Annotated in this window: 18 protein-coding genes and 1 pseudogene; 13 read left to right on the forward strand and 6 right to left on the reverse strand. The window is 60.2% G+C overall.

Annotated features, from left to right (window positions below; all coding sequences use genetic code 11):
* Positions 1 to 105 precede the first annotated feature (105 nt).
* Genes pgsA through ACR0DX_RS04990 form a run of 3 tightly spaced genes read left to right on the forward strand, consistent with a single transcriptional unit; the run spans position 106 to position 1,471 of the window.
* Complete coding sequence (pgsA, locus tag ACR0DX_RS04980) at positions 106 to 774, forward strand: CDP-diacylglycerol--glycerol-3-phosphate 3-phosphatidyltransferase (protein ID WP_170353621.1); 669 nt, start codon at positions 106 to 108, stop codon at positions 772 to 774.
* A gap of 3 nt (positions 775 to 777) precedes the next feature.
* Positions 778 to 1,023, forward strand: a complete 246-nt coding sequence (gene moaD, locus ACR0DX_RS04985; RefSeq protein WP_170353620.1) for a molybdopterin converting factor subunit 1 — start codon at positions 778 to 780, stop codon at positions 1,021 to 1,023.
* A gap of 1 nt (position 1,024) precedes the next feature.
* Positions 1,025 to 1,471, forward strand: coding sequence for a molybdenum cofactor biosynthesis protein MoaE (locus ACR0DX_RS04990; RefSeq protein ID WP_170353619.1), 447 nt, complete (start codon positions 1,025 to 1,027; stop codon positions 1,469 to 1,471).
* Between the two features lies 1 nt (position 1,472).
* Here ACR0DX_RS04990 and ACR0DX_RS04995 read toward each other — a convergent pair whose 3' ends face one another.
* The 3 genes from ACR0DX_RS04995 to ubiA form a co-directional block, all read right to left on the reverse strand.
* Positions 1,473 to 1,793, reverse strand: a complete 321-nt coding sequence (locus tag ACR0DX_RS04995) for a hypothetical protein (RefSeq protein WP_170353618.1) — start codon at positions 1,791 to 1,793, stop codon at positions 1,473 to 1,475.
* A gap of 1 nt (position 1,794) precedes the next feature.
* Positions 1,795 to 3,705 (reverse strand): OmpA family protein, encoded by a 1,911-nt coding sequence (locus ACR0DX_RS05000; protein WP_170353617.1) that lies wholly within the window; start codon positions 3,703 to 3,705, stop codon positions 1,795 to 1,797.
* 65 nt (positions 3,706 to 3,770) lie between these two features.
* Positions 3,771 to 4,733 carry a 4-hydroxybenzoate octaprenyltransferase gene (gene ubiA, locus ACR0DX_RS05005; protein WP_170353616.1) on the reverse strand — a complete coding sequence of 321 codons (963 nt, stop codon included), beginning with the start codon at positions 4,731 to 4,733 and terminating at the stop codon, positions 3,771 to 3,773.
* A gap of 11 nt (positions 4,734 to 4,744) precedes the next feature.
* Here ubiA and ACR0DX_RS05010 point away from each other — a divergent pair, with 11 nt between their 5' ends.
* The 6 genes and pseudogenes from ACR0DX_RS05010 to ACR0DX_RS05035 form a co-directional block, all read left to right on the forward strand.
* Complete coding sequence (locus ACR0DX_RS05010; protein WP_170353615.1) at positions 4,745 to 5,470, forward strand: 16S rRNA (uracil(1498)-N(3))-methyltransferase; 726 nt, start codon at positions 4,745 to 4,747, stop codon at positions 5,468 to 5,470.
* Positions 5,467 to 6,315 (forward strand): GNAT family N-acetyltransferase, encoded by an 849-nt coding sequence (locus ACR0DX_RS05015; RefSeq protein WP_170353614.1) that lies wholly within the window; start codon positions 5,467 to 5,469, stop codon positions 6,313 to 6,315. Before ACR0DX_RS05010 ends, ACR0DX_RS05015 begins: the two co-directional genes overlap by 4 nt.
* Positions 6,312 to 6,839, forward strand: a complete 528-nt coding sequence (locus tag ACR0DX_RS05020) for a hypothetical protein (protein WP_170353613.1) — start codon at positions 6,312 to 6,314, stop codon at positions 6,837 to 6,839. The genes ACR0DX_RS05015 and ACR0DX_RS05020 overlap by 4 nt, the downstream gene beginning before the upstream one ends.
* 64 nt (positions 6,840 to 6,903) lie before the next feature.
* Positions 6,904 to 8,274: a glutamate--cysteine ligase gene (locus ACR0DX_RS05025; protein ID WP_170353612.1), complete on the forward strand. Its 1,371-nt coding sequence runs from the start codon at positions 6,904 to 6,906 to the stop codon at positions 8,272 to 8,274.
* A gap of 70 nt (positions 8,275 to 8,344) precedes the next feature.
* Entirely contained in the window at positions 8,345 to 9,418 is a 1,074-nt protein-coding gene (gene pheS / locus ACR0DX_RS05030; RefSeq protein ID WP_170353611.1) for a phenylalanine--tRNA ligase subunit alpha, read from the forward strand.
* Positions 9,419 to 9,513: 95 nt separating this feature from the next.
* Positions 9,514 to 9,753 (forward strand): annotated as a pseudogene (locus ACR0DX_RS05035) (DUF2513 domain-containing protein); the annotation flags it as partial.
* A gap of 40 nt (positions 9,754 to 9,793) precedes the next feature.
* Here ACR0DX_RS05035 and ACR0DX_RS05040 read toward each other — a convergent pair.
* Positions 9,794 to 9,994, reverse strand: coding sequence for a hypothetical protein (locus ACR0DX_RS05040; protein ID WP_170353609.1), 201 nt, complete (start codon positions 9,992 to 9,994; stop codon positions 9,794 to 9,796).
* 44 nt (positions 9,995 to 10,038) lie between these two features.
* On the opposite strand from ACR0DX_RS05040, the gene ACR0DX_RS05045 reads away from it, so the two are divergent.
* From ACR0DX_RS05045 to ACR0DX_RS05055, 3 genes are all read left to right on the forward strand, one after another.
* The gene (locus ACR0DX_RS05045; protein ID WP_170353608.1) at positions 10,039 to 10,842 is read left to right on the forward strand and encodes an alpha/beta hydrolase family protein; all 804 of its coding nucleotides are present in this window, start codon (positions 10,039 to 10,041) and stop codon (positions 10,840 to 10,842) included.
* Positions 10,843 to 10,920: 78 nt separating this feature from the next.
* A complete protein-coding gene (pheT, locus tag ACR0DX_RS05050; protein WP_170353607.1) occupies positions 10,921 to 13,317 on the forward strand; it encodes a phenylalanine--tRNA ligase subunit beta in 2,397 nt (798 codons plus the stop codon).
* A gap of 68 nt (positions 13,318 to 13,385) precedes the next feature.
* Complete coding sequence (locus ACR0DX_RS05055) at positions 13,386 to 13,832, forward strand: YtoQ family protein (protein ID WP_170353606.1); 447 nt, start codon at positions 13,386 to 13,388, stop codon at positions 13,830 to 13,832.
* Between the two features lie 40 nt (positions 13,833 to 13,872).
* Here the strand turns inward: ACR0DX_RS05055 and ACR0DX_RS05060 are convergent, their stop codons facing one another.
* Positions 13,873 to 14,571 carry a glutathione S-transferase N-terminal domain-containing protein gene (locus ACR0DX_RS05060; RefSeq protein ID WP_170353605.1) on the reverse strand — a complete coding sequence of 233 codons (699 nt, stop codon included), beginning with the start codon at positions 14,569 to 14,571 and terminating at the stop codon, positions 13,873 to 13,875.
* A 262-nt stretch (positions 14,572 to 14,833) separates the two neighbouring features.
* On the opposite strand from ACR0DX_RS05060, the gene ACR0DX_RS05065 reads away from it, so the two are divergent.
* On the forward strand, positions 14,834 to 15,595 hold the full coding sequence (locus tag ACR0DX_RS05065) for a mechanosensitive ion channel family protein (RefSeq protein ID WP_174821823.1): 762 nt from the start codon (positions 14,834 to 14,836) through the stop codon (positions 15,593 to 15,595).
* 190 nt (positions 15,596 to 15,785) lie between these two features.
* On the opposite strand, the gene ald is transcribed toward ACR0DX_RS05065, so the two are convergent.
* The gene (gene ald / locus ACR0DX_RS05070) at positions 15,786 to 16,904 is read right to left on the reverse strand and encodes an alanine dehydrogenase (protein ID WP_170353603.1); all 1,119 of its coding nucleotides are present in this window, start codon (positions 16,902 to 16,904) and stop codon (positions 15,786 to 15,788) included.
* Positions 16,905 to 16,982 lie beyond the last annotated feature (78 nt).

A 16,982-nucleotide genomic window follows, 5' to 3' on the forward strand; every position in this document is an offset into this window, starting at 1 on the left:
GGGGTTGCGACCCTTTGACCCCGAAGGCCACAACTGCCTGTGATCGGGTCAGATTTTCAATGGCCCATCTTTTATGTCCTGAACCGGCGATGTAGAGTTTTCTTCATGAAGTGGAACTTGCCCAATATCCTGACCGTACTGCGCCTTCTGGCCGCCCCCGGTCTGGCCGTGATGTTTTTGTATTTCACCCGGCCCTATGCCGACTGGTTTGCCCTGATCCTGTTCATGTCAGCGGCGATCACCGACTGGTTCGACGGGTATCTGGCCCGTGCTTGGAAACAGGAAACCAAGATCGGAGCGATGCTGGACCCGATTGCTGACAAGGCGATGGTGGTGATCGCGCTGATGATACTTGTGGGCTATTCGACCGAGCATTGGACGCCTTGGCTGGTGCTGCCCGCCACCGTGATTCTATTCCGCGAGGTCTTTGTTTCGGGGTTGCGGGAATATCTGGGCGATGTGGCGGGAACTTTGAAAGTGACCAAGCTGGCCAAATGGAAGACCACAGCGCAGATGTTTGCCATTGCGGTTTTGTTTTCACAGGGAATTTTTGAACACTACTTTGTCATGGCCACGTTTGGCATGGACCCTGCGACCATTGATCAGGTTCTCATTGGACAGCTTGAGGACGTAAACCACATCCGTTGGCATCTGGAAGGTATGTTCTGGTCGGGCCGGATCGGTTTGTGGCTGTTGTGGATCGCGGCGACGCTGACGTTGATCACCGGCTATGACTACCTACGTAAAGCCATGCCCCATCTGAAGGAGAGCTAAGCGATGGATGTGCTGTATTTCGCATGGGTGCGCGAACGCATCGGTCTGCCCAAGGAAAAGGTCGAAACACAGGCCGCAACGGTATCCGAGCTGGTCGCGGAACTGACCGCGCGCGAAGATCGCTATGCCGCCGCTTTTGCCGACCTGTCTGCGCTGCGCGTGGCGCTGGATCAGGAACTGTCGGACTTTGACGCCCCTTTGTCGGGCGTGCGCGAAGTTGCGTTCTTTCCGCCGATGACAGGTGGCTAAGATGCGGATCGTCGTACAAGAAGCCCCTTTCGACATGGGCGCCGAGGCCAACGCCTTTGCTGCCGGAGATGAGGCCGCAAATGGGGCCATCGTAACCTTCACTGGTGTTGTGCGCGATCTGGCCACAGGCGATCTGGACGTGATGGAGATCGAGCATTATCCCGGTATGACTGAACGTGCCCTGACCAAGATCGCTGAAGAAGCACAGTCGCGCTGGTCGCTGGGCGATGTGCTGGTGATTCACCGCCACGGAAGGCTGGCTCCGGGGGATCAGATCATGATGGTGGCCACAGCCTCGCCTCATCGCAAGGACGCGTTCGAGGCGGCAGAATACCTGATGGACTACCTGAAATCCCGCGCGCCGTTCTGGAAGAAAGAGATCACCAATTCCGGTGCTGACTGGGTCGCTGCCAAGGACGAGGACGAGGACGCGCTGACGCGCTGGTGATTTAATCCGCGTTGTTGATCCGCCCGCGCAGCTCTTCGGCCTCTTGCCTCGCTGCGCGCAGCCCATCCATGGCCGCGGACAGCTCGGCCTCGGTTTGCGTCAGCTGGTTGGTCAGTTCAGCCTCGCGCTGCTGCAGATAGGTGATGGCCTGATCGCGGGTTTCCTCGGCCTCATGCAACTCCTGGCTCATGCGGTCCAGATCGGCTACGTCGCTTTGGCGCACGCGGGACAGGCGATGGGCCAGCCAGTTGGCGAACCACCCCATACAAAACGCTGCAAACAAAATGACGGCGGTGGCGATGATGAATTCTAGTCTGTTCAACTTACTGGTCCCCTGCGCCGGTTTCTTCGGAGTCTGTTTGTGCGTCTTCTGACGGCTGTGTGTCCTGTTCCAGCGCTTCCAGACCCGTCTCGGAATTGGCGACGGGTTCAGGGCGGATCAGGCGGAATTCAATCCGACGGTTTTCTTCGCGACCTTCCTCGGTGCCATTGTCGGCGATAGGTTGCGTTTCGCCGTATCCCACTGCCGTGTAACTTGCGGTGGGAACGCGCCGTCCGCGCAGCTCGTTTAGGATGGACTGTGCCCGTGACTGGCTGAGTTGCTGATTCATCTCTTCCCGGCCTTGACTGTCGGTGTGGCCCTGGATCTCCATCCGGATTGGGCCGCATTCGCGCAGAATGTCGGCGATCTGGTTCACAGTATCACGCGAATCCGCCGCCACCGTGGCCGAGCCAGGTTCGAAGGCGATCTTGCTGGACGTCTGAACTTCGGCAATGCGGTCTTCGCATTGCTCGGGGTCTGGCAGTGCGTCTTCGGGTTCCGGAGGTTTCTGGTAGGTGATCGAAAGTGTGTATTCCTGCGCTTCGCCTAGCTTGTCGGACAAAAGGCCAGCGATGCGCGCTCTGGTGTCGGGTTCATGGCTGACGCCGATCAGCATGACATCGTCCGGCGTCACAGTCAGAGCACCATTGTGCAGTAATGACAGCGCCTCAAGCCCGGCCAGGACACGCACGGCCCAGTCGGTGGGTAGGTCAGGCACAACGCGAGTTGCGGTATAAACCTGTTCCGAGCCAAACGCCGCGCGGGCATAGCTGTCGACCATGTCCCTAAGGGTTTCATCACCCAAGCGTCCGCGCATTTGGACCAGCCCTTCGGGGCTGCGTGTGGCGGAAAACTCGGGTGGGCCGGTGGGTTCGTCGGTTTCAGGCTCGGGCAGGACGGCGTGAAGGGCGAAGACCTCGGGCAGCGCATTCTCAAGCTCGCCTACCACGCGGTCGAACGTGGCGGCGTTCGTACCCATCTCGGCGACCAGCGTGATGTCGGCGTCAGACATGGTCACAGATCCCAAACCGATCTGAGCCAACGCCTTGATGCTGAGCGTTGCGGCCTCGGACCAGCGGGGTGATGGAACGCCCAACCCGATCGTGCAGGTGTAGGGTCCGGTCAGCCCTGCCGCTTCGGCCGTGGCAATGATGGCGTTTCGGGAATCCTGATCAGGCGCCGAACACGCGTCGAAATGACCGCCTTCGGCATCGACAATGTAGCGCAGCGTAAACGGCGTGATCACCGGCCGCGGGGCCGTGATCGACAATCCGATCCTAAGGCTGGGTGGCGCAGCGCGCGTCAACTCCTGCTCAAGCCGTTCCTTTTCCTGCTGGCTGTCGGCGATAGCGGTAATCTTCACCAACCCCGGACTGGCCGAAATCTTGGCGCGTGGAAGCCGAACAAGGGCTTCGATCGCGTAGGTTAGTGCCTCATCCCAGCCTTTGGGCTTGGGATAGTCGGCGGTCTCAAGAAGGTCCGATACATTGTCCCCGTCCAACCGATGCAAACGCTCCATCAATGCCTCGCGGTCCTGGCTGAGCGGGACCAGACCTATCACCGAAATACCGCTGTCATTGCGCAGAATTTCGGCTGAAAACTTAGGTGGTGCCAATTGGGTCGTGGGTGCGACTTCCATCTCGTCAATAACGCGCGAGGTGTCGACTTCGGTGCCGGCAGCGGTCAGGGCGCTGAAACGCGCGGCTTCGTCAGCAGCGGTGCCAGTCAGTATGACGCGCAAGCCGTCAGATTCGACCTCGGCCCAGTCATGGCCTTTCAGATCAAGCGCGCGGCGCACCGCGAATTCCGATGCCTCTTCGACCTTGGTGACCGAGTAACTGGCGGCCAGCAGAGACAGCCCGGCAGAAACCAGGAAGATAAAGGCAACAGCTAGGAGATAAGGCAGGCGCATGTGCAGACAGAAGACTCCTCGGGTGATTGAGCCGGACTCTTACAGAGGCCCGGCCCGAGGTGCAATCAGACCAGCAAGGCCACGCAAAGGAAGATCAGCGGAATAAGGCCGGTGTCGCGATTTGCGCGGAACAGTTGCAGCAGTTTGGCGTTGTCCTCGGTGTCCAGTCCGCGCAATTGCCACGCCATGTGCCACCCCATCGCCCAAGGCCCGGCCAGCGCAACAAAAAGCGCCATGATCGAGGCCTGAGTCGTTGCCGCGTCGATGATCGCCAGCCCCATCAACGACACTGTCGCAACGAGGAAGTATTTCAGCCATCTGGCTGTATCCGAACCAAACAGGCGTGCAGTGGATTTGATGCCGATCAACTCGTCATCTTCGGCGTCCTGATGGGCATAGATCGTGTCGTAGAACAGCGTCCAGGCGATTCCGGCCAGATAGAGCGTGATCGCGGGCACCCCGACCGTTCCGGTATGCGCTGCCCATGCCAGCAGAATGCCCCAGTTGAACGCCAGTCCCAAAAACACCTGGGGCCACCATGTAAAGCGTTTTGCGAACGGATATATTGTCACCGGCAACAGCGAGAGGACACCCATCGCGATCGCAGCTTGATTGAAGGTCAGCAGAATACCCAGCGCCAACAGGCATTGCAGCCCCATCCAGACAACCGCTTGTCGTACCGTGACCTGACCTGATGGGATCGGACGCGACCGAGTACGCTCGACCTGAGCGTCGAACTCGCGATCAGTGATGTCGTTCCACGTGCAGCCCGCGCCGCGCATCAGAAAAGCGCCGATTGCGCAGCCAACGGCGATCCAAAGGTCTTCCCATCGCGGGGTGCCATCGCTGAGGATGGCCAGCGCAAGACCCCACCAGCAGGGAATCAGCAAAAGCCATGTGCCGATGGGCCGGTCTGCGCGGCTTAGGCGCAGATAGGGGCGGGTGAAGGCGGGCGCATGGGTGTCGACCCAGTTGCCGCTTACGGCATCAGCGACCTGACCGTCTGGTGTTGGGGCATTGCCTTGCATATTAAGGTCTCATGAGTGCAAAGATCAGACTGTATGTAGAGCACCCTTTGGGTCCGGGGCAATCGGTTCCTTTGACGCGTAATCAGGCCCACTACCTGTTTGGCGTCATGCGGCTGGCCGTGGGCGGGCAGGTGGCTCTGTTTAACGGCCAAGATGGCGAGTGGCTTGCCAACGTAGCCGAGGCGGGCAAGCGTGGCGGCGTGCTGTCCTGCGCCCGCCAGACCAAACCACTGCAAATGCCGCCCGATCTGTGGTTCCTGTTTGCGCCGATCAAAAAGGCGCGCACCGATTTCATGGTCGAAAAAGCAGCCGAGATGGGGGCTGCGCGTATCCTGCCCGTGCAGACTGAATTCACCAATTCCGAGCGTATACGCCAAGACCGCCTTCAGGCGCATGCCGTTGAGGCGGCTGAGCAATGCGGCGGAACTTACGTGCCCGAGGTTTCCGATATGCAGCGGCTTGATCGCGTGCTGGATGCGTGGCCAGAAGACCGACAACTGATGTTCTGCGACGAGGCAGAGGTTGGGTCGACCCTGCGATTGGCAGCCAATGAAACGGGCCAGCCCTGGGCCATTCTCATCGGGCCCGAGGGTGGGTTTTCGGATCGCGAACGGACCCACTTGTCTGGTCTTCCCTACGCACACGTGGTCAGCCTTGGGCCACGTATTCTGCGCGCGGATACAGCAGCGGTGGCGGCACTGACCATGTGGCAGCAGGCACTGGGGGATTGGTCATGAACTGGCAACAGGCCCAACAAGAGGACGTGCCGCGCATCACCCGGTTTTTGTCCGACCACATTCAGACCTCGATGTTTCCTCTGGCCAATCTGCGGGATTTTGGTTTGAGGGGCACGGACCCTCGTGCTTTGAACGTCTGGACTTTGGGTGACGGCCCGCGCGCGGTCTTCGCGATCACGAATGAGGGCATGGTCCTGACCCAGTGCCCGGGCTGTTCCGATGACGAGCTTATGGCCGCGATTGACCTGATCCGGGGGCGCCCCTTGTTCGGCATCGCCGCCGAGGCGGCTCAGGCGCGGCGTATCATGCAGATGGCGGGATGGGCCGGCAGACCCGCGACGCTCAACAGTGATGAACCGGGCTTTACGCTGGACCTGACACAGCTTGTCGTGCCGGACACGACGGGCGCTATGCTGGAACCCTTAAGTGGGTTTTACGGGGACATTGCCGAAGGCTGGCGGACCGACTATTTGATCGAGGCGATGGATTTCGATCCCGCCCGCGCACGCAAACAGGCGCGTAAGGACTTTGTCGCTTATACCCAGCGCAACTCACATCGAATATTGCTGATCGACGGGCAGCCCGTGGCCATGACCGGGTTCAACGCACGCTTGCCTGACGTTGTCCAGATCGGAGGGGTCTATACCCCGCCCGAACTGCGTGGGCGGGGGTATGCCCGCTTGGCGGTTGGGTTGCATCTGCTTGAGGCAAACGCCAGTGGTGTGTCCCGTGCCGTTCTGTTTGCAGCTTCTGATTCCGCAGCGCGGGCCTATATGGCTATTGGATTTAAACCGGCAGGGCAGTTTTCACTGGTCCTGTTCAAAGACCCAAAGGACCCGGCATGAGCTTTATCCGACCCGAAGCCAAACTGACCCTGTGGCGCTGGCGCGAAGTGTTGGTTGCCGTGGCCGTCCTGCTGGTTGGCCTTAGCTGGATCAGCGGCCCCGGCGGATTGCTGGGCTGGATGGGCTGGGTTCTGGTTGCCGTGGCCGTGGCGCTGGCCGTCATAGGTTTTCAGCGCGCGCGATTCCGTACTGGGGCAGGCGGCCCCGGCGTTGTCACCATCGACGAAGGTCAGATCACCTATCTGGGCCCGCTGGACGGCGGCATGGTCGCCGCACGCGAGATCGAACGGCTGGCACTGGACCCGACCTCGAACCCGGCGCATTGGGTGCTGTCTCAGCCGGGCCAGCCAACGCTTCACATTCCCGTGAATGCCGAAGGTGCAGAGGCGCTGTTTGATGTGTTCTCGAACCTGCCAGGGCTGAAAACCGAGCAAATGCTGGCCGAACTGAACGGCGGTGCGGTGCATCCTGTAGTGATCTGGGAAAAGCGCCCGATGCGCCCGGCGCATCTGCGGCTGCATTGACACTGGCGGCATTTCCCCCCACGACTGACCCAAAGACAGACACATCAGGATCGGAGAGCGGTTCATGTCCATCCCCCAGTCCGGCGGCGGGCCGATCGAACGCCACGAACAGCTAGCGGAATATCTGGAATCGGGCTGCAAGCCCAAAGCCGATTGGCGCATCGGGACCGAGCATGAAAAGTTCGGCTATTGCAAGGACACGCTGAAACCGCTGCCGTTCGAGGGCAAGCGTTCCATTGTTGCGGTGCTTGAGGGTCTGCGCGACCGCCATGGCTGGGCCGAGGTGCGCGAGGGCGACAACCTGATCGGTCTGGAAAAGGACGGCGCGAATGTCAGCCTGGAACCCGGCGGTGCGCTGGAACTATCGGGCGCTCCGCTGGAGACGATCCACGAGACCTGCGATGAGGTGAACACCCACCTGCGCGAGGTGAAGGATATCGCCGATGAGATCGGCGTGGGCTTCATCGGTCTGGGTGCGGCTCCGATCTGGACCCATGACGAGATGCCGTTGATGCCCAAGGGTCGCTATCGGCTGATGAACGACTATATGGAAAAGGTCGGCACCATGGGCCGCGCCATGATGCGGCGTACCTGTACTGTTCAGGTCAATATCGACTTTGGGTCCGAGGCCGACATGGTCCAGAAACTACGTGTCGCGCTGGCCTTGCAGCCGGTGGCGACGGCGCTGTTTGCCAATTCGCCATTCTTCGAGGGCAAGCCCAACGGCCAGAAAAGCTGGCGCAGCCATATCTGGCGGCATCTGGACGATGCGCGGACGGGCATGCTGCCTTTCGTGTTCGAAGAGGGCTTTGGGTTCGAACGCTATGTCCAATACGCGCTCGACGTGCCGATGTATTTCGTCTATCGCGACGGGCAGTATATCAACGCGCTCGGCATGTCCTTCCGCGACTTCCTGCTGGGCAAACTGCCCGCGCTGCCCGGTGAAACCCCGACGCTGTCTGATTGGGCCGACCACCTGACCACCGCCTTCCCAGAGGCTCGCATCAAGAAATATATGGAGATGCGCGGCGCCGATGGCGGCCCGTGGCGCCGCCTGTGCGCGCTGCCTGCCTTTTGGGTGGGTCTTACCTATGATCAGGGCGCGCTCGATGCGGCGTGGGATCTGGTCAAAGGCTGGGACGCGGACACCCGCGAAGAACTGCGCGTTCAGGCTGCCGTTCAGGGTCTTCAGGCGCAGGTTGGCGGCATCAACATGCACGATTTGGCGCGCGAGGTCGTGGCTATCTCTGAGACTGGTCTGAAATCCCGCGCCTTCCCCGGCGCAGGTGGTCTGGTGCCGGACGAGACGCATTTCCTGAACGCGCTAAAAGAAAGCATCGACACAGGGAAAGTCCCCGCCGATGAGTTGCTGGATCACTACAATGGCGACTGGAATGGCGATCTGACCCGGATTTATCCCGAATACAGCTATTGATCAGAACCGTCCCGCTTGCATTCGCAGGGCTGGCCCGATAGCAGGTTGGCGACCAAATTCAGAGGGCGTCATGGACGATCTTAAGGCAAAATATCTAAGCCAAATCGCCGAAGCGGGTGACGAGAACGCGCTTGAGGCGATCCGAGTCGCTGCCGTGGGCAAAAAAGGCGAGGTCGCGCTGAAGATGCGCGAGCTGGGCAAAATGACCCCCGAGGAACGCCAGGTTGCAGGCCCCGCCCTGAACGCTCTGAAGGATGAAATCAACTCGGCGCTGGCCGCCAAAAAATCCGCGCTGGCCGATGCCGCGTTGGATGAACGTCTGCGCACCGAATGGCTGGACGTTACCTTGCCGACCCGTTCGCGCCGTCAGGGCTCGATCCACCCGATCAGCCAGGCGACCGAGGAACTGACCGCGATCTTTGCCGAACTGGGCTTTGCCGTGGCTGAAGGGCCTCGGATCGAGGACGACTGGTATAATTTTGACGCCTTGAACATCCCCGGCCACCACCCCGCGCGGGCCGAGATGGACACGTTCTACATGCACCGCGCCGAAGGCGACGACCGCCCGCCGCATGTGCTGCGCACCCATACGTCACCGGTGCAGATCCGCTCGATGGAGAAACAGGGCGCGCCGATCCGCGTCATCTGCCCGGGCGGTGTGTACCGTGCCGACTATGACCAGACCCACACGCCGATGTTCCATCAGGTCGAGGGGCTGGCCATCGACAAGGACATCTCGATGGCGAACCTGAAATGGGTTCTGGAAGAGTTCGTGAAAGCCTTCTTCGAGGTCGACGACGTCGAGCTGCGCTTCCGCGCCTCGCACTTCCCCTTCACCGAGCCGTCCGCCGAGGTCGATATCCGCTGTTCTTGGGATAACGGCCAGCTGAAGATCGGCGAGGGCGACGACTGGATGGAGATTCTGGGCTCGGGCATGGTCCACCCCAAGGTGATCGCCGCCGGTGGCATCGACCCCGAGGTTTATCAGGGCTTTGCCTTTGGGATTGGGATCGACCGTCTGGCGATGCTGAAATATGGCATTCCGGATTTGCGGGCGTTCTTTGATTCTGACCTGCGCTGGCTGCGGCACTACGGGTTCGCGGCTCTGGATATGCCGAACCTGCATGGTGGTTTGTCTCGGTGAAGCGTGATGCGGACGTTATTCGTAAGCTTCTCTTTGAGATGTAAGAGTCGGGCGAATGGCAGTTTACCTATGACTAAGACGATGACGAGGAAAACGAATACTACCACCTCCAACTGATGAAGGATGTTGGCCTGACCACCAACGTTGGTAAGTATGGATTTCGTCTAACTTCGATGGGTCACGATTACATAGATGCTATCCGAAACGACACGATTTGGGACAAAACCAAGTCCGGTGCTTCCAAAGTTGGAGGTATGACGCTTGGGATGATGAAAGATTTGGCTCTCGCGTACGTAAAGCAGGAAGCTGCTGAAAAACTGGGGATCAGTCTTTAGTCTCACATAGCTGAATACTGTGCATGCGCGGAGCAAAGGCCTAAGGCCGCCGCGCTATCGCCAGACCGCCCGGACGGGCTGGCGATTTGTCTCCGCCAGCGCAACGCTCGAACAGCGCGCGGAATTGGTTGGCATAAAGTGCCCAACACAAACCTTGGATCGCCACCCCGAGGTCTGGCGACAGCGCGGCTTGCGCGCTGTCCGACGGCAGTGCCCCTGCGCGTGTTACAGTTTCCCACACGGTTGTGACGTGACAGTTGGCGTCAGGCGGCTAGGCTCCGGCCTATGATTTACCGACTGCTTTTCCTGCTGATGACCGCAACTCCTGCACTCGCCATGGGTCCGTGGAAAACCGATTGCCATGGCGACACCGCCTGCGAGCTCGGCGACCGCTCGTATCATGTGCTTGAGCCTGAGGGGTGGGACGGCGAAACGCCTCTGCCCGTGTTGCTGCATTTCCACGGCTGGGCGCGGCAGGGTACTCTGGTGGTGAACCATCAGCGCATCGCCGGGGCCACAAAACTGCGCGGCGTGTTGCTGGTGGCCCCCAACGGCTTGGGCAAAAGCTGGGACTTCTGGACATCGGACACGCGTGACGTTCCCTTTGCCGATGCGGTGCTGGAGGATGTGGCCAATCGCTATCCGGTTGATCCTGAACGTATCTACGTCTCGGGGTATTCCTTTGGCGGCGCGATGGCGTGGCGCTATGTGTGCCAGTCGGGCAATGACATTGCCGCGCTGCTTGCTGTTGCAGGCAGCATCCGCCAGACCGAAGACTGCCCCGAAGCCCCGCGTGAGGCGCGCCATGTACACGGCCTCAGCGATACGGTGATGGATTTCCCTTATGGCTCCAATGGGGACACGACCTACCCGGTGGCGCTGTGGCGGGCGGCGTATGAGTGCCACGATGCCACCCCGCGCGGGGATTGGAGCGTGGTGCCGATCCTGACCCTCAGCCGGGTGGAGTGGACCGATTGCGCGCGCGGGCAGGTGACGCTGGACACGCATCCGGGCGGGCATTTTATCCCCCATGGCTGGATCGGGCGGCAATTGGACGAGCTTTTGGGCCGCACCCCCACCTATCCGTGACGCGCAGCGCTTGCACCTTGGCGCATTCTTTGTCATTGCCTGTGCCGACTGGATGTTTGCCAAAAAAGGCCCCGAGCAATGAAATTCACTCTGTCCTGGCTGAAAGACCACCTCGACACGGACGCGTCGGTTGATGAGATCGCCGAGGCGCTGACCGACCTCGGGCTAGAGGTCGAAGAGATCGTGAACCCGGCGGACCGGCTGGCAGGCTTTACGCTGGGCCATGTGAAACACGCGGAAAAGCATCCCGACGCCGACAAACTGCGGGTCTGCACAGTGGAAACCGACGAGGGCGATCTGCAGATCATTTGCGGCGCGCCCAACGCGCGCGAAGGCATCACTGTCGTGGTTTGCAAACCGGGCATGTATATCCCCGGTCTGGATATCACCATCAGCGTCGGCAAGATCCGGGGCGTCGAAAGCTTTGGCATGATGGCCTCCGAGCGCGAGCTTGAGCTGTCGGACGAGCATGATGGCATTATAGAACTGCCCTCGGGCGAGGTCGGTGATCGCTTCGTCGACTGGTTGGCCGAGAATGACCCGTCCAAGGTCGATCCGATGATCGAGATTGCGATCACGCCGAACCGCCCCGATGCGTTGGGTGTGGCGGGCATCGCACGTGATCTGGCCGCGCGCGGTGTGGGTACGCTGAAAGAGCATATCCACGCGCCAGTGCCGGGGGATTTCGAATGCCCGATCAAGGTGACGATTGACGACGACACCCTGGACGGCGCGCCGCATTTCACCGGTCGAGTGATCCGGGGCGTCAAGAACGGCCCCAGCCCGCAATGGCTGCAGGATCAGTTGAAGGCCATCGGTCTGCGTCCCATTTCGGCGTTGGTGGATATCACCAACTACATGACCTTTGACCAGAACCGCCCGCTGCACGTGTTTGATGCGGATAAGGTGCATGGCAACCTGCGGGTTCACCGCGCCAAGGGTGGTGAAACGCTGGTGGCGCTGGATGAGAAGGAATACACCCTGCAGCGCGGCATGATGGTGATCTCGGACGACAAGGGCGCGGAATCTATCGCGGGTATCATGGGCGGCGAGGAAACCGGCTGCACTGATGAGACGGTCAATGTCTTCCTTGAAAGCGCCTTCTGGGATCACGTGCAGATCGCCCTGACGGGCCGCGCTCTGAAGATTAACTCGGACGCGCGTTACCGCTTTGAACGCGGCGTTGACCCGCAATTCACCCGCGAAGGGCTGGAGCAGGCGACGCAGATGATTCTGGATATCTGCGGCGGCGAGGTATCCTCGGTTGTCGAAGCCGGTAAGGCCCCGAACCACGCGCGCGCCTACAAGCTGGATGCGGCGCGGGTGCAGTCGCTGGTCGGGATGGACATACCCGAAAGCGAACAGCGCCAGACCCTGACCCGTCTGGGTTTCCGCCTCGAAGGCGAGATGGCCCATGTGCCCAGCTGGCGCCCCGATGTCATGGGCGAGGCCGATCTGGTGGAAGAGGTCGCGCGGATTGCCTCGCTGACCAAGCTGCAGGGCAAACCGCTGCCGCGAGTGACCGATGGCATCCCCAAGGCGGTGATGACGCCGACGCAGCGCCGTCAGTCGATGGCCCGCCGGACTTGTGCGGCGCTGGGCTACAATGAATGTGTGTCCTATACCTTCATTGATAAGGCCTCGGCGGCCCTGTTCGGGGGCGGCGATGCCGCGACGCAACTGGAAAACCCGATTTCCTCGGAAATGAGCCATATGCGCCCCGATCTGCTGCCCGGCCTGCTACAGGCGGCCGCCCGCAATCAGGCGCGCGGCTTTGCCGATGTTACCCTGTTCGAGGTTGGCCCTGTTTTCCACGGCGGTGAGCCCGGCAACCAGAAAACCCAGATCACTGGTCTGCTGGTGGGCCGCGATGGTCCCAAGGATGTGCATGGGGCCGCGCGCGCGGTGGATGTGTTTGACGTCAAAGCCGATGCCGAGGCCGTACTGGCCGCGATCGGAGCGCCCGCGAAGGTGCAGGTTCTGCGCGATGGTGATGCGTGGTGGCATCCGGGCCGTCATGGCAAAATCTGTCTGGGTCCGAAAAAGGTGCTGGGCGTGTTTGGTGAACTGCACCCGCGCATCCTGCAAGCGCTGGATATCAAGGGTCCGGCGATGGCCTTTACCATCTGGCCGGACGAAGTGCCTCTGCCGCGCAAATCCGGGGCCACCCGCGCGGCGCTTGAACTGCGCGATCTGCAGGCGGTGGAACGTGACTTTGCCTTTGTGGTTGATGCGGATGTCGAAGCTCTGACCTTGGTGAACGCGGCAGCAGGCGCGGATAAGGCGCTGATCGACGATGTACGCGTGTTCGATGAATTCATCGGTGGCAGCCTGGGTGAGGGCAAGAAATCGCTGGCCATCACCGTACGTCTGCAACCGACGGACAAGACCCTCAAGGAAGAGGATATCGAGGCGGTTGGTCAGAAGATCATCGCCAAAGTGTCCAAGGCCACGGGCGGCGTTCTGCGCGGCTGATTGGCGCGACAAGCTAACAAGACAAAGGGGCCGGACGCGCCCCTTTTTCATTTCAGGAGGAACAAGACATGCTGAACGTTTACCTCTCGGGCGAGATTCACACCGATTGGCGCGACCAGATCATCGAAGGCGCGCAGGGGCTGGAAATCACCTTTAACAGCCCTGTGACCGACCACGCGGCCAGTGACGATTGCGGTGTGGCCATTCTGGGGGCCGAGCCGAACAAATACTGGCACGACCACAAGGGCGCGATGGTCAATGCCATCCGCACCCGTAAGGGGATCGCGGATGCGGATGTGGTCGTGGTCCGCTTTGGCGAGAAATACAAGCAATGGAATGCGGCCTTCGACGCAGGGTACGCTGCCGCTCTGGGCAAATCCCTGATCGTGCTGCACGGCCCCGACCATCAGCACGCACTGAAAGAGGTCGACGCCGCAGCTCTGGCCGTGGCCGAGCACCCCGCGCAGGTGGTCGAGGTTCTGCGCTATGTTCTGACCGGGCAACTGCCCGGATAGCGGTCGATGGGGCGGGGCAATGCCTCGCCGCCGATCTGCCTTAGCTAACCGCAGGGATAACCAATCCGCGCTGGACCGCTGGGCGGTCCAGAAAGCGGTCCACGTATGGCTGAAGGTTGGCGAAATCAGACCATCCAAGCAGCTCTTTCACACCGTAATAGTCCAAGCCTCGCAGCCAAGGTACAATGGCGATATCGGCAATTGAATAACTGCCCGCGATCCATTCCTGCCCTTCAAGCTGGGTGTTTAGCACATTAAGCAAGCGCTTGGCTTCGTTGATGTAGCGTTCGCGGGGGCGAGGGTCTTCGATCTCGCTACCGGCGAATTTGTGGAAATAGCCAAGCTGACCGAACATCGGGCCAAGGCCACCCATCTGGAACATCAGCCACTGTGTCACGCGGGCTTTGTCCGCTGCGGTCGCGCCCATCAACTGATCGCTTTTCTCTGCCAGATATAGCAGGATTGCCCCGCTCTCGAACAGGGATACAGCTTCGCCATCCGGGCCGTTGGGGTCAATAATCGCAGGAATTTTGTTGTTTGGATTCAGCGACAGGAACTCGGGGCTTTTGACATCTGAATCCGCCAGCGTGACCAGATGCGCTTCATAGGGAAGGCCGATCTCTTCTAGCATGATCGAAACTTTGACACCGTTTGGCGTTGGATAGGAATAAAGCTGCAACCTGTCGGGTGTCTGGGCAGGCCAGCGGCCGGTAATTGGATGAGTTGAGGTGTCAAGCATGGTGCGCTCCTGAATGCGGTTCCGAGTTGAGGTAAGCACTGGCTAAATGTGTTACCAGTAGAGCACCTGTGCATTCCCGGTCAGTTCTTGTGCATTTCGCAACAGAGGGGAAAACCGGTTCATTCCGCACCTAGACCAGAGGGGTATTCTCGCTCACAATCTTGTGCATCCCGCGTGCGTGTCGCGGGTTTTGCATAGCTAGCAGAAGGAGAAGCGCGTGGACGAGGTCGTAACTCAGGTAGGGGCGTTTGCTCCGCTTATCATGAATGCAGTCAAGGCACTGATTGTTCTGATTTTGGGCTGGATCGTGGCCGGAGCGATAGGTGGTATGGTGCGCCGGCGCATCAACGCGACCCCGCAGATTGACCCGACCCTGGGCAACTTTATGGCCAGCCTAGTGAAATGGGCTATCCTGGCGATGGTTCTGGTTGCCGTTCTAGGGATTTTCGGGATTGAGGCCACAAGTATTGTTGCCATTTTGGGTGCGGCATCACTGGCCATCGGTCTGGCGCTGCAAGGGACGCTCAGCGATCTGGCGGCGGGCGTGATGCTGGTGGTGTTCCGGCCTTATAAGCTGGGTCAGTATGTGGATATCGGCGGTACTGCAGGGACAGTGCAAGACCTGAACCTGTTCACGACCGAATTGGTAACACCGGATAATGTGCAGATCATCGTGCCAAACGGTCAGGCATGGGGAACGGTTATCACCAACTACTCGGCACATGACACGCGACGCGTGGACCTGGTTTTCGGGATTGATTACGGCGACAGCGCAGATCAGGCGATGCAGATCATTCTGGATGTGGCCAAGGCCGATGAGCGTATTCACAACGATCCCGAGCCTTGGGTGCGCGTGACCAATCTGGGCGACAGCTCGGTTGATCTGACGGCGCGGCTGTGGTGCGCCACTGCAGATTATTGGGACGTGAGGTTTGAAATCACGAAAGCCGTTAAAGAAGCGTTCGATGCCAAGGGTGTATCGATTCCCTATCCGCATTCGGTCGAGATCCAAAAACAGGCATAACGCTCACGCCCGTCATACGGGCATTGAAATGCCCTTTTCCGGTTGAGCCCAGCGCCGCGCTGATCGCGCGGCGCTTTTTCGTTTGTTGCAACGTTGGTCAGAGGTTCGACCGCGCCGCGCGATCAGCGCGGCGCTGCGCCCAACGCTGTAAACGCACTCGTCAGAGGGCGCTTTCAGGGGCGGGAGTATCTTAGGCCTTGATGACGACGTTGGGTGACACCACGTCGATCCCAAGAGCTTTGCCGACGGCGTAGTAGGTCAGCTGACCCGCATGTACGTTCAGCCCGGCCATCAGATGAGGGTCGTCCTGACAGGCCTGTTTCCAGCCTTTGTCGGCCAACGCCAGCATGAAGGGCATGGTGGCGTTGCCAAGCGCGATGGTCGATGTGCGGGCGACAGCTCCGGGCATGTTGGCCACGCAATAGTGCATGATGCCATCCACATCATAGATCGGTTCGGCATGGGTCGTCGCTTTCGATGTCTCAAAACACCCACCCTGATCAATCGCAACGTCGACAAGGACTGCTCCGGGTTTCATGGTAGAAAGTTGCGCGCGGGTCACCAGCTTTGGCGCAGCCGCACCGGGGATCAGCACCGCGCCGATCACCATATCGGCGGATTGGATCAGCTCGGCCGTTGCGCCAGCTGTCGAGTATTGGTTCTTGAACGTCCCGCCAAACACGTCATCCAGATAGCGCAGGCGCGGCAGCGACCGGTCAAGAACCGTCACGTCTGCCCCCATCCCCGCGGCGATCTTGGCGGCATGTGTTCCCACGACACCACCGCCAATGACAACAACTTTCGCTGGACCAACTCCGGGAACGCCGCCCATCAGAACACCGCGCCCGCCATTGGCCTTCTGCAGGGTCCACGACCCGACCTGCGGGGCGAGGCGACCTGCAACCTCGGACATGGGTGCAAGCAAAGGCAGCCCCCCATTGGCGTCCGTTACAGTCTCGTACGCGATAGCCGTACAACCCGAAGCAAGCAGGTCATGGGTCTGGTCTGGGTCCGGGGCAAGGTGCAGATAGGTAAACAGCAGCTGTCCCTCGCGCAGCATCTTGCGTTCGCCTGCCTGCGGTTCTTTGACTTTGACGATCATGTCGGCAGTGGCGAAAACTTCGGCTGCGGTGTCGACAATGCGCGCTCCGGCTGCGACGTAGTCGGCATTGTCAAAACCCGAGCCCTGACCGGCTCCGGTTTCAATGATCACCTCGTGGCCGCGCGCGACCGCTTCTTGCGCAGCGTTCGGGGTCATTCCGACGCGGAACTCCTGCGGTTTGATTTCTTTGGGGCAACCGATCTTCATTTGGTCTCTCCGTTTGTAAACTGCTTAAATAATGGGCAACTTTGCGCGCAATTTCTGTGAAACTCTGCCCGTGTGAAC

This window comes from Ruegeria sp. D3 (assembly GCF_056534465.1).

Excerpts from the sequence above, each read along its gene's own strand:
- ACR0DX_RS05065 (WP_174821823.1), top strand. The coding sequence starts at position 14,834 with ATGAATGCAGTCAAGGCACTGATTGTTCTGATTTTGGGCTGGATCGTG.
- pheS (WP_170353611.1), top strand. The coding sequence starts at position 8,345 with ATGGACGATCTTAAGGCAAAATATCTAAGCCAAATCGCCGAAGCGGGT.
- ACR0DX_RS05025 (WP_170353612.1), top strand. The coding sequence starts at position 6,904 with ATGTCCATCCCCCAGTCCGGCGGCGGGCCGATCGAACGCCACGAACAG.
- ACR0DX_RS05000 (WP_170353617.1), bottom strand. The coding sequence starts at position 3,705 with ATGCGCCTGCCTTATCTCCTAGCTGTTGCCTTTATCTTCCTGGTTTCT.
- pheT (WP_170353607.1), top strand. The coding sequence starts at position 10,921 with ATGAAATTCACTCTGTCCTGGCTGAAAGACCACCTCGACACGGACGCG.
- ACR0DX_RS05015 (WP_170353614.1), top strand. The coding sequence starts at position 5,467 with ATGAACTGGCAACAGGCCCAACAAGAGGACGTGCCGCGCATCACCCGG.
- ACR0DX_RS05055 (WP_170353606.1), top strand. The coding sequence starts at position 13,386 with ATGCTGAACGTTTACCTCTCGGGCGAGATTCACACCGATTGGCGCGAC.
- ubiA (WP_170353616.1), bottom strand. The coding sequence starts at position 4,733 with ATGCAAGGCAATGCCCCAACACCAGACGGTCAGGTCGCTGATGCCGTA.
- ACR0DX_RS04990 (WP_170353619.1), top strand. The coding sequence starts at position 1,025 with ATGCGGATCGTCGTACAAGAAGCCCCTTTCGACATGGGCGCCGAGGCC.
- ACR0DX_RS05060 (WP_170353605.1), bottom strand. The coding sequence starts at position 14,571 with ATGCTTGACACCTCAACTCATCCAATTACCGGCCGCTGGCCTGCCCAG.
- ACR0DX_RS05045 (WP_170353608.1), top strand. The coding sequence starts at position 10,039 with ATGATTTACCGACTGCTTTTCCTGCTGATGACCGCAACTCCTGCACTC.
- ACR0DX_RS05010 (WP_170353615.1), top strand. The coding sequence starts at position 4,745 with ATGAGTGCAAAGATCAGACTGTATGTAGAGCACCCTTTGGGTCCGGGG.
- pgsA (WP_170353621.1), top strand. The coding sequence starts at position 106 with ATGAAGTGGAACTTGCCCAATATCCTGACCGTACTGCGCCTTCTGGCC.
- ACR0DX_RS05020 (WP_170353613.1), top strand. The coding sequence starts at position 6,312 with ATGAGCTTTATCCGACCCGAAGCCAAACTGACCCTGTGGCGCTGGCGC.
- ald (WP_170353603.1), bottom strand. The coding sequence starts at position 16,904 with ATGAAGATCGGTTGCCCCAAAGAAATCAAACCGCAGGAGTTCCGCGTC.
- moaD (WP_170353620.1), top strand. The coding sequence starts at position 778 with ATGGATGTGCTGTATTTCGCATGGGTGCGCGAACGCATCGGTCTGCCC.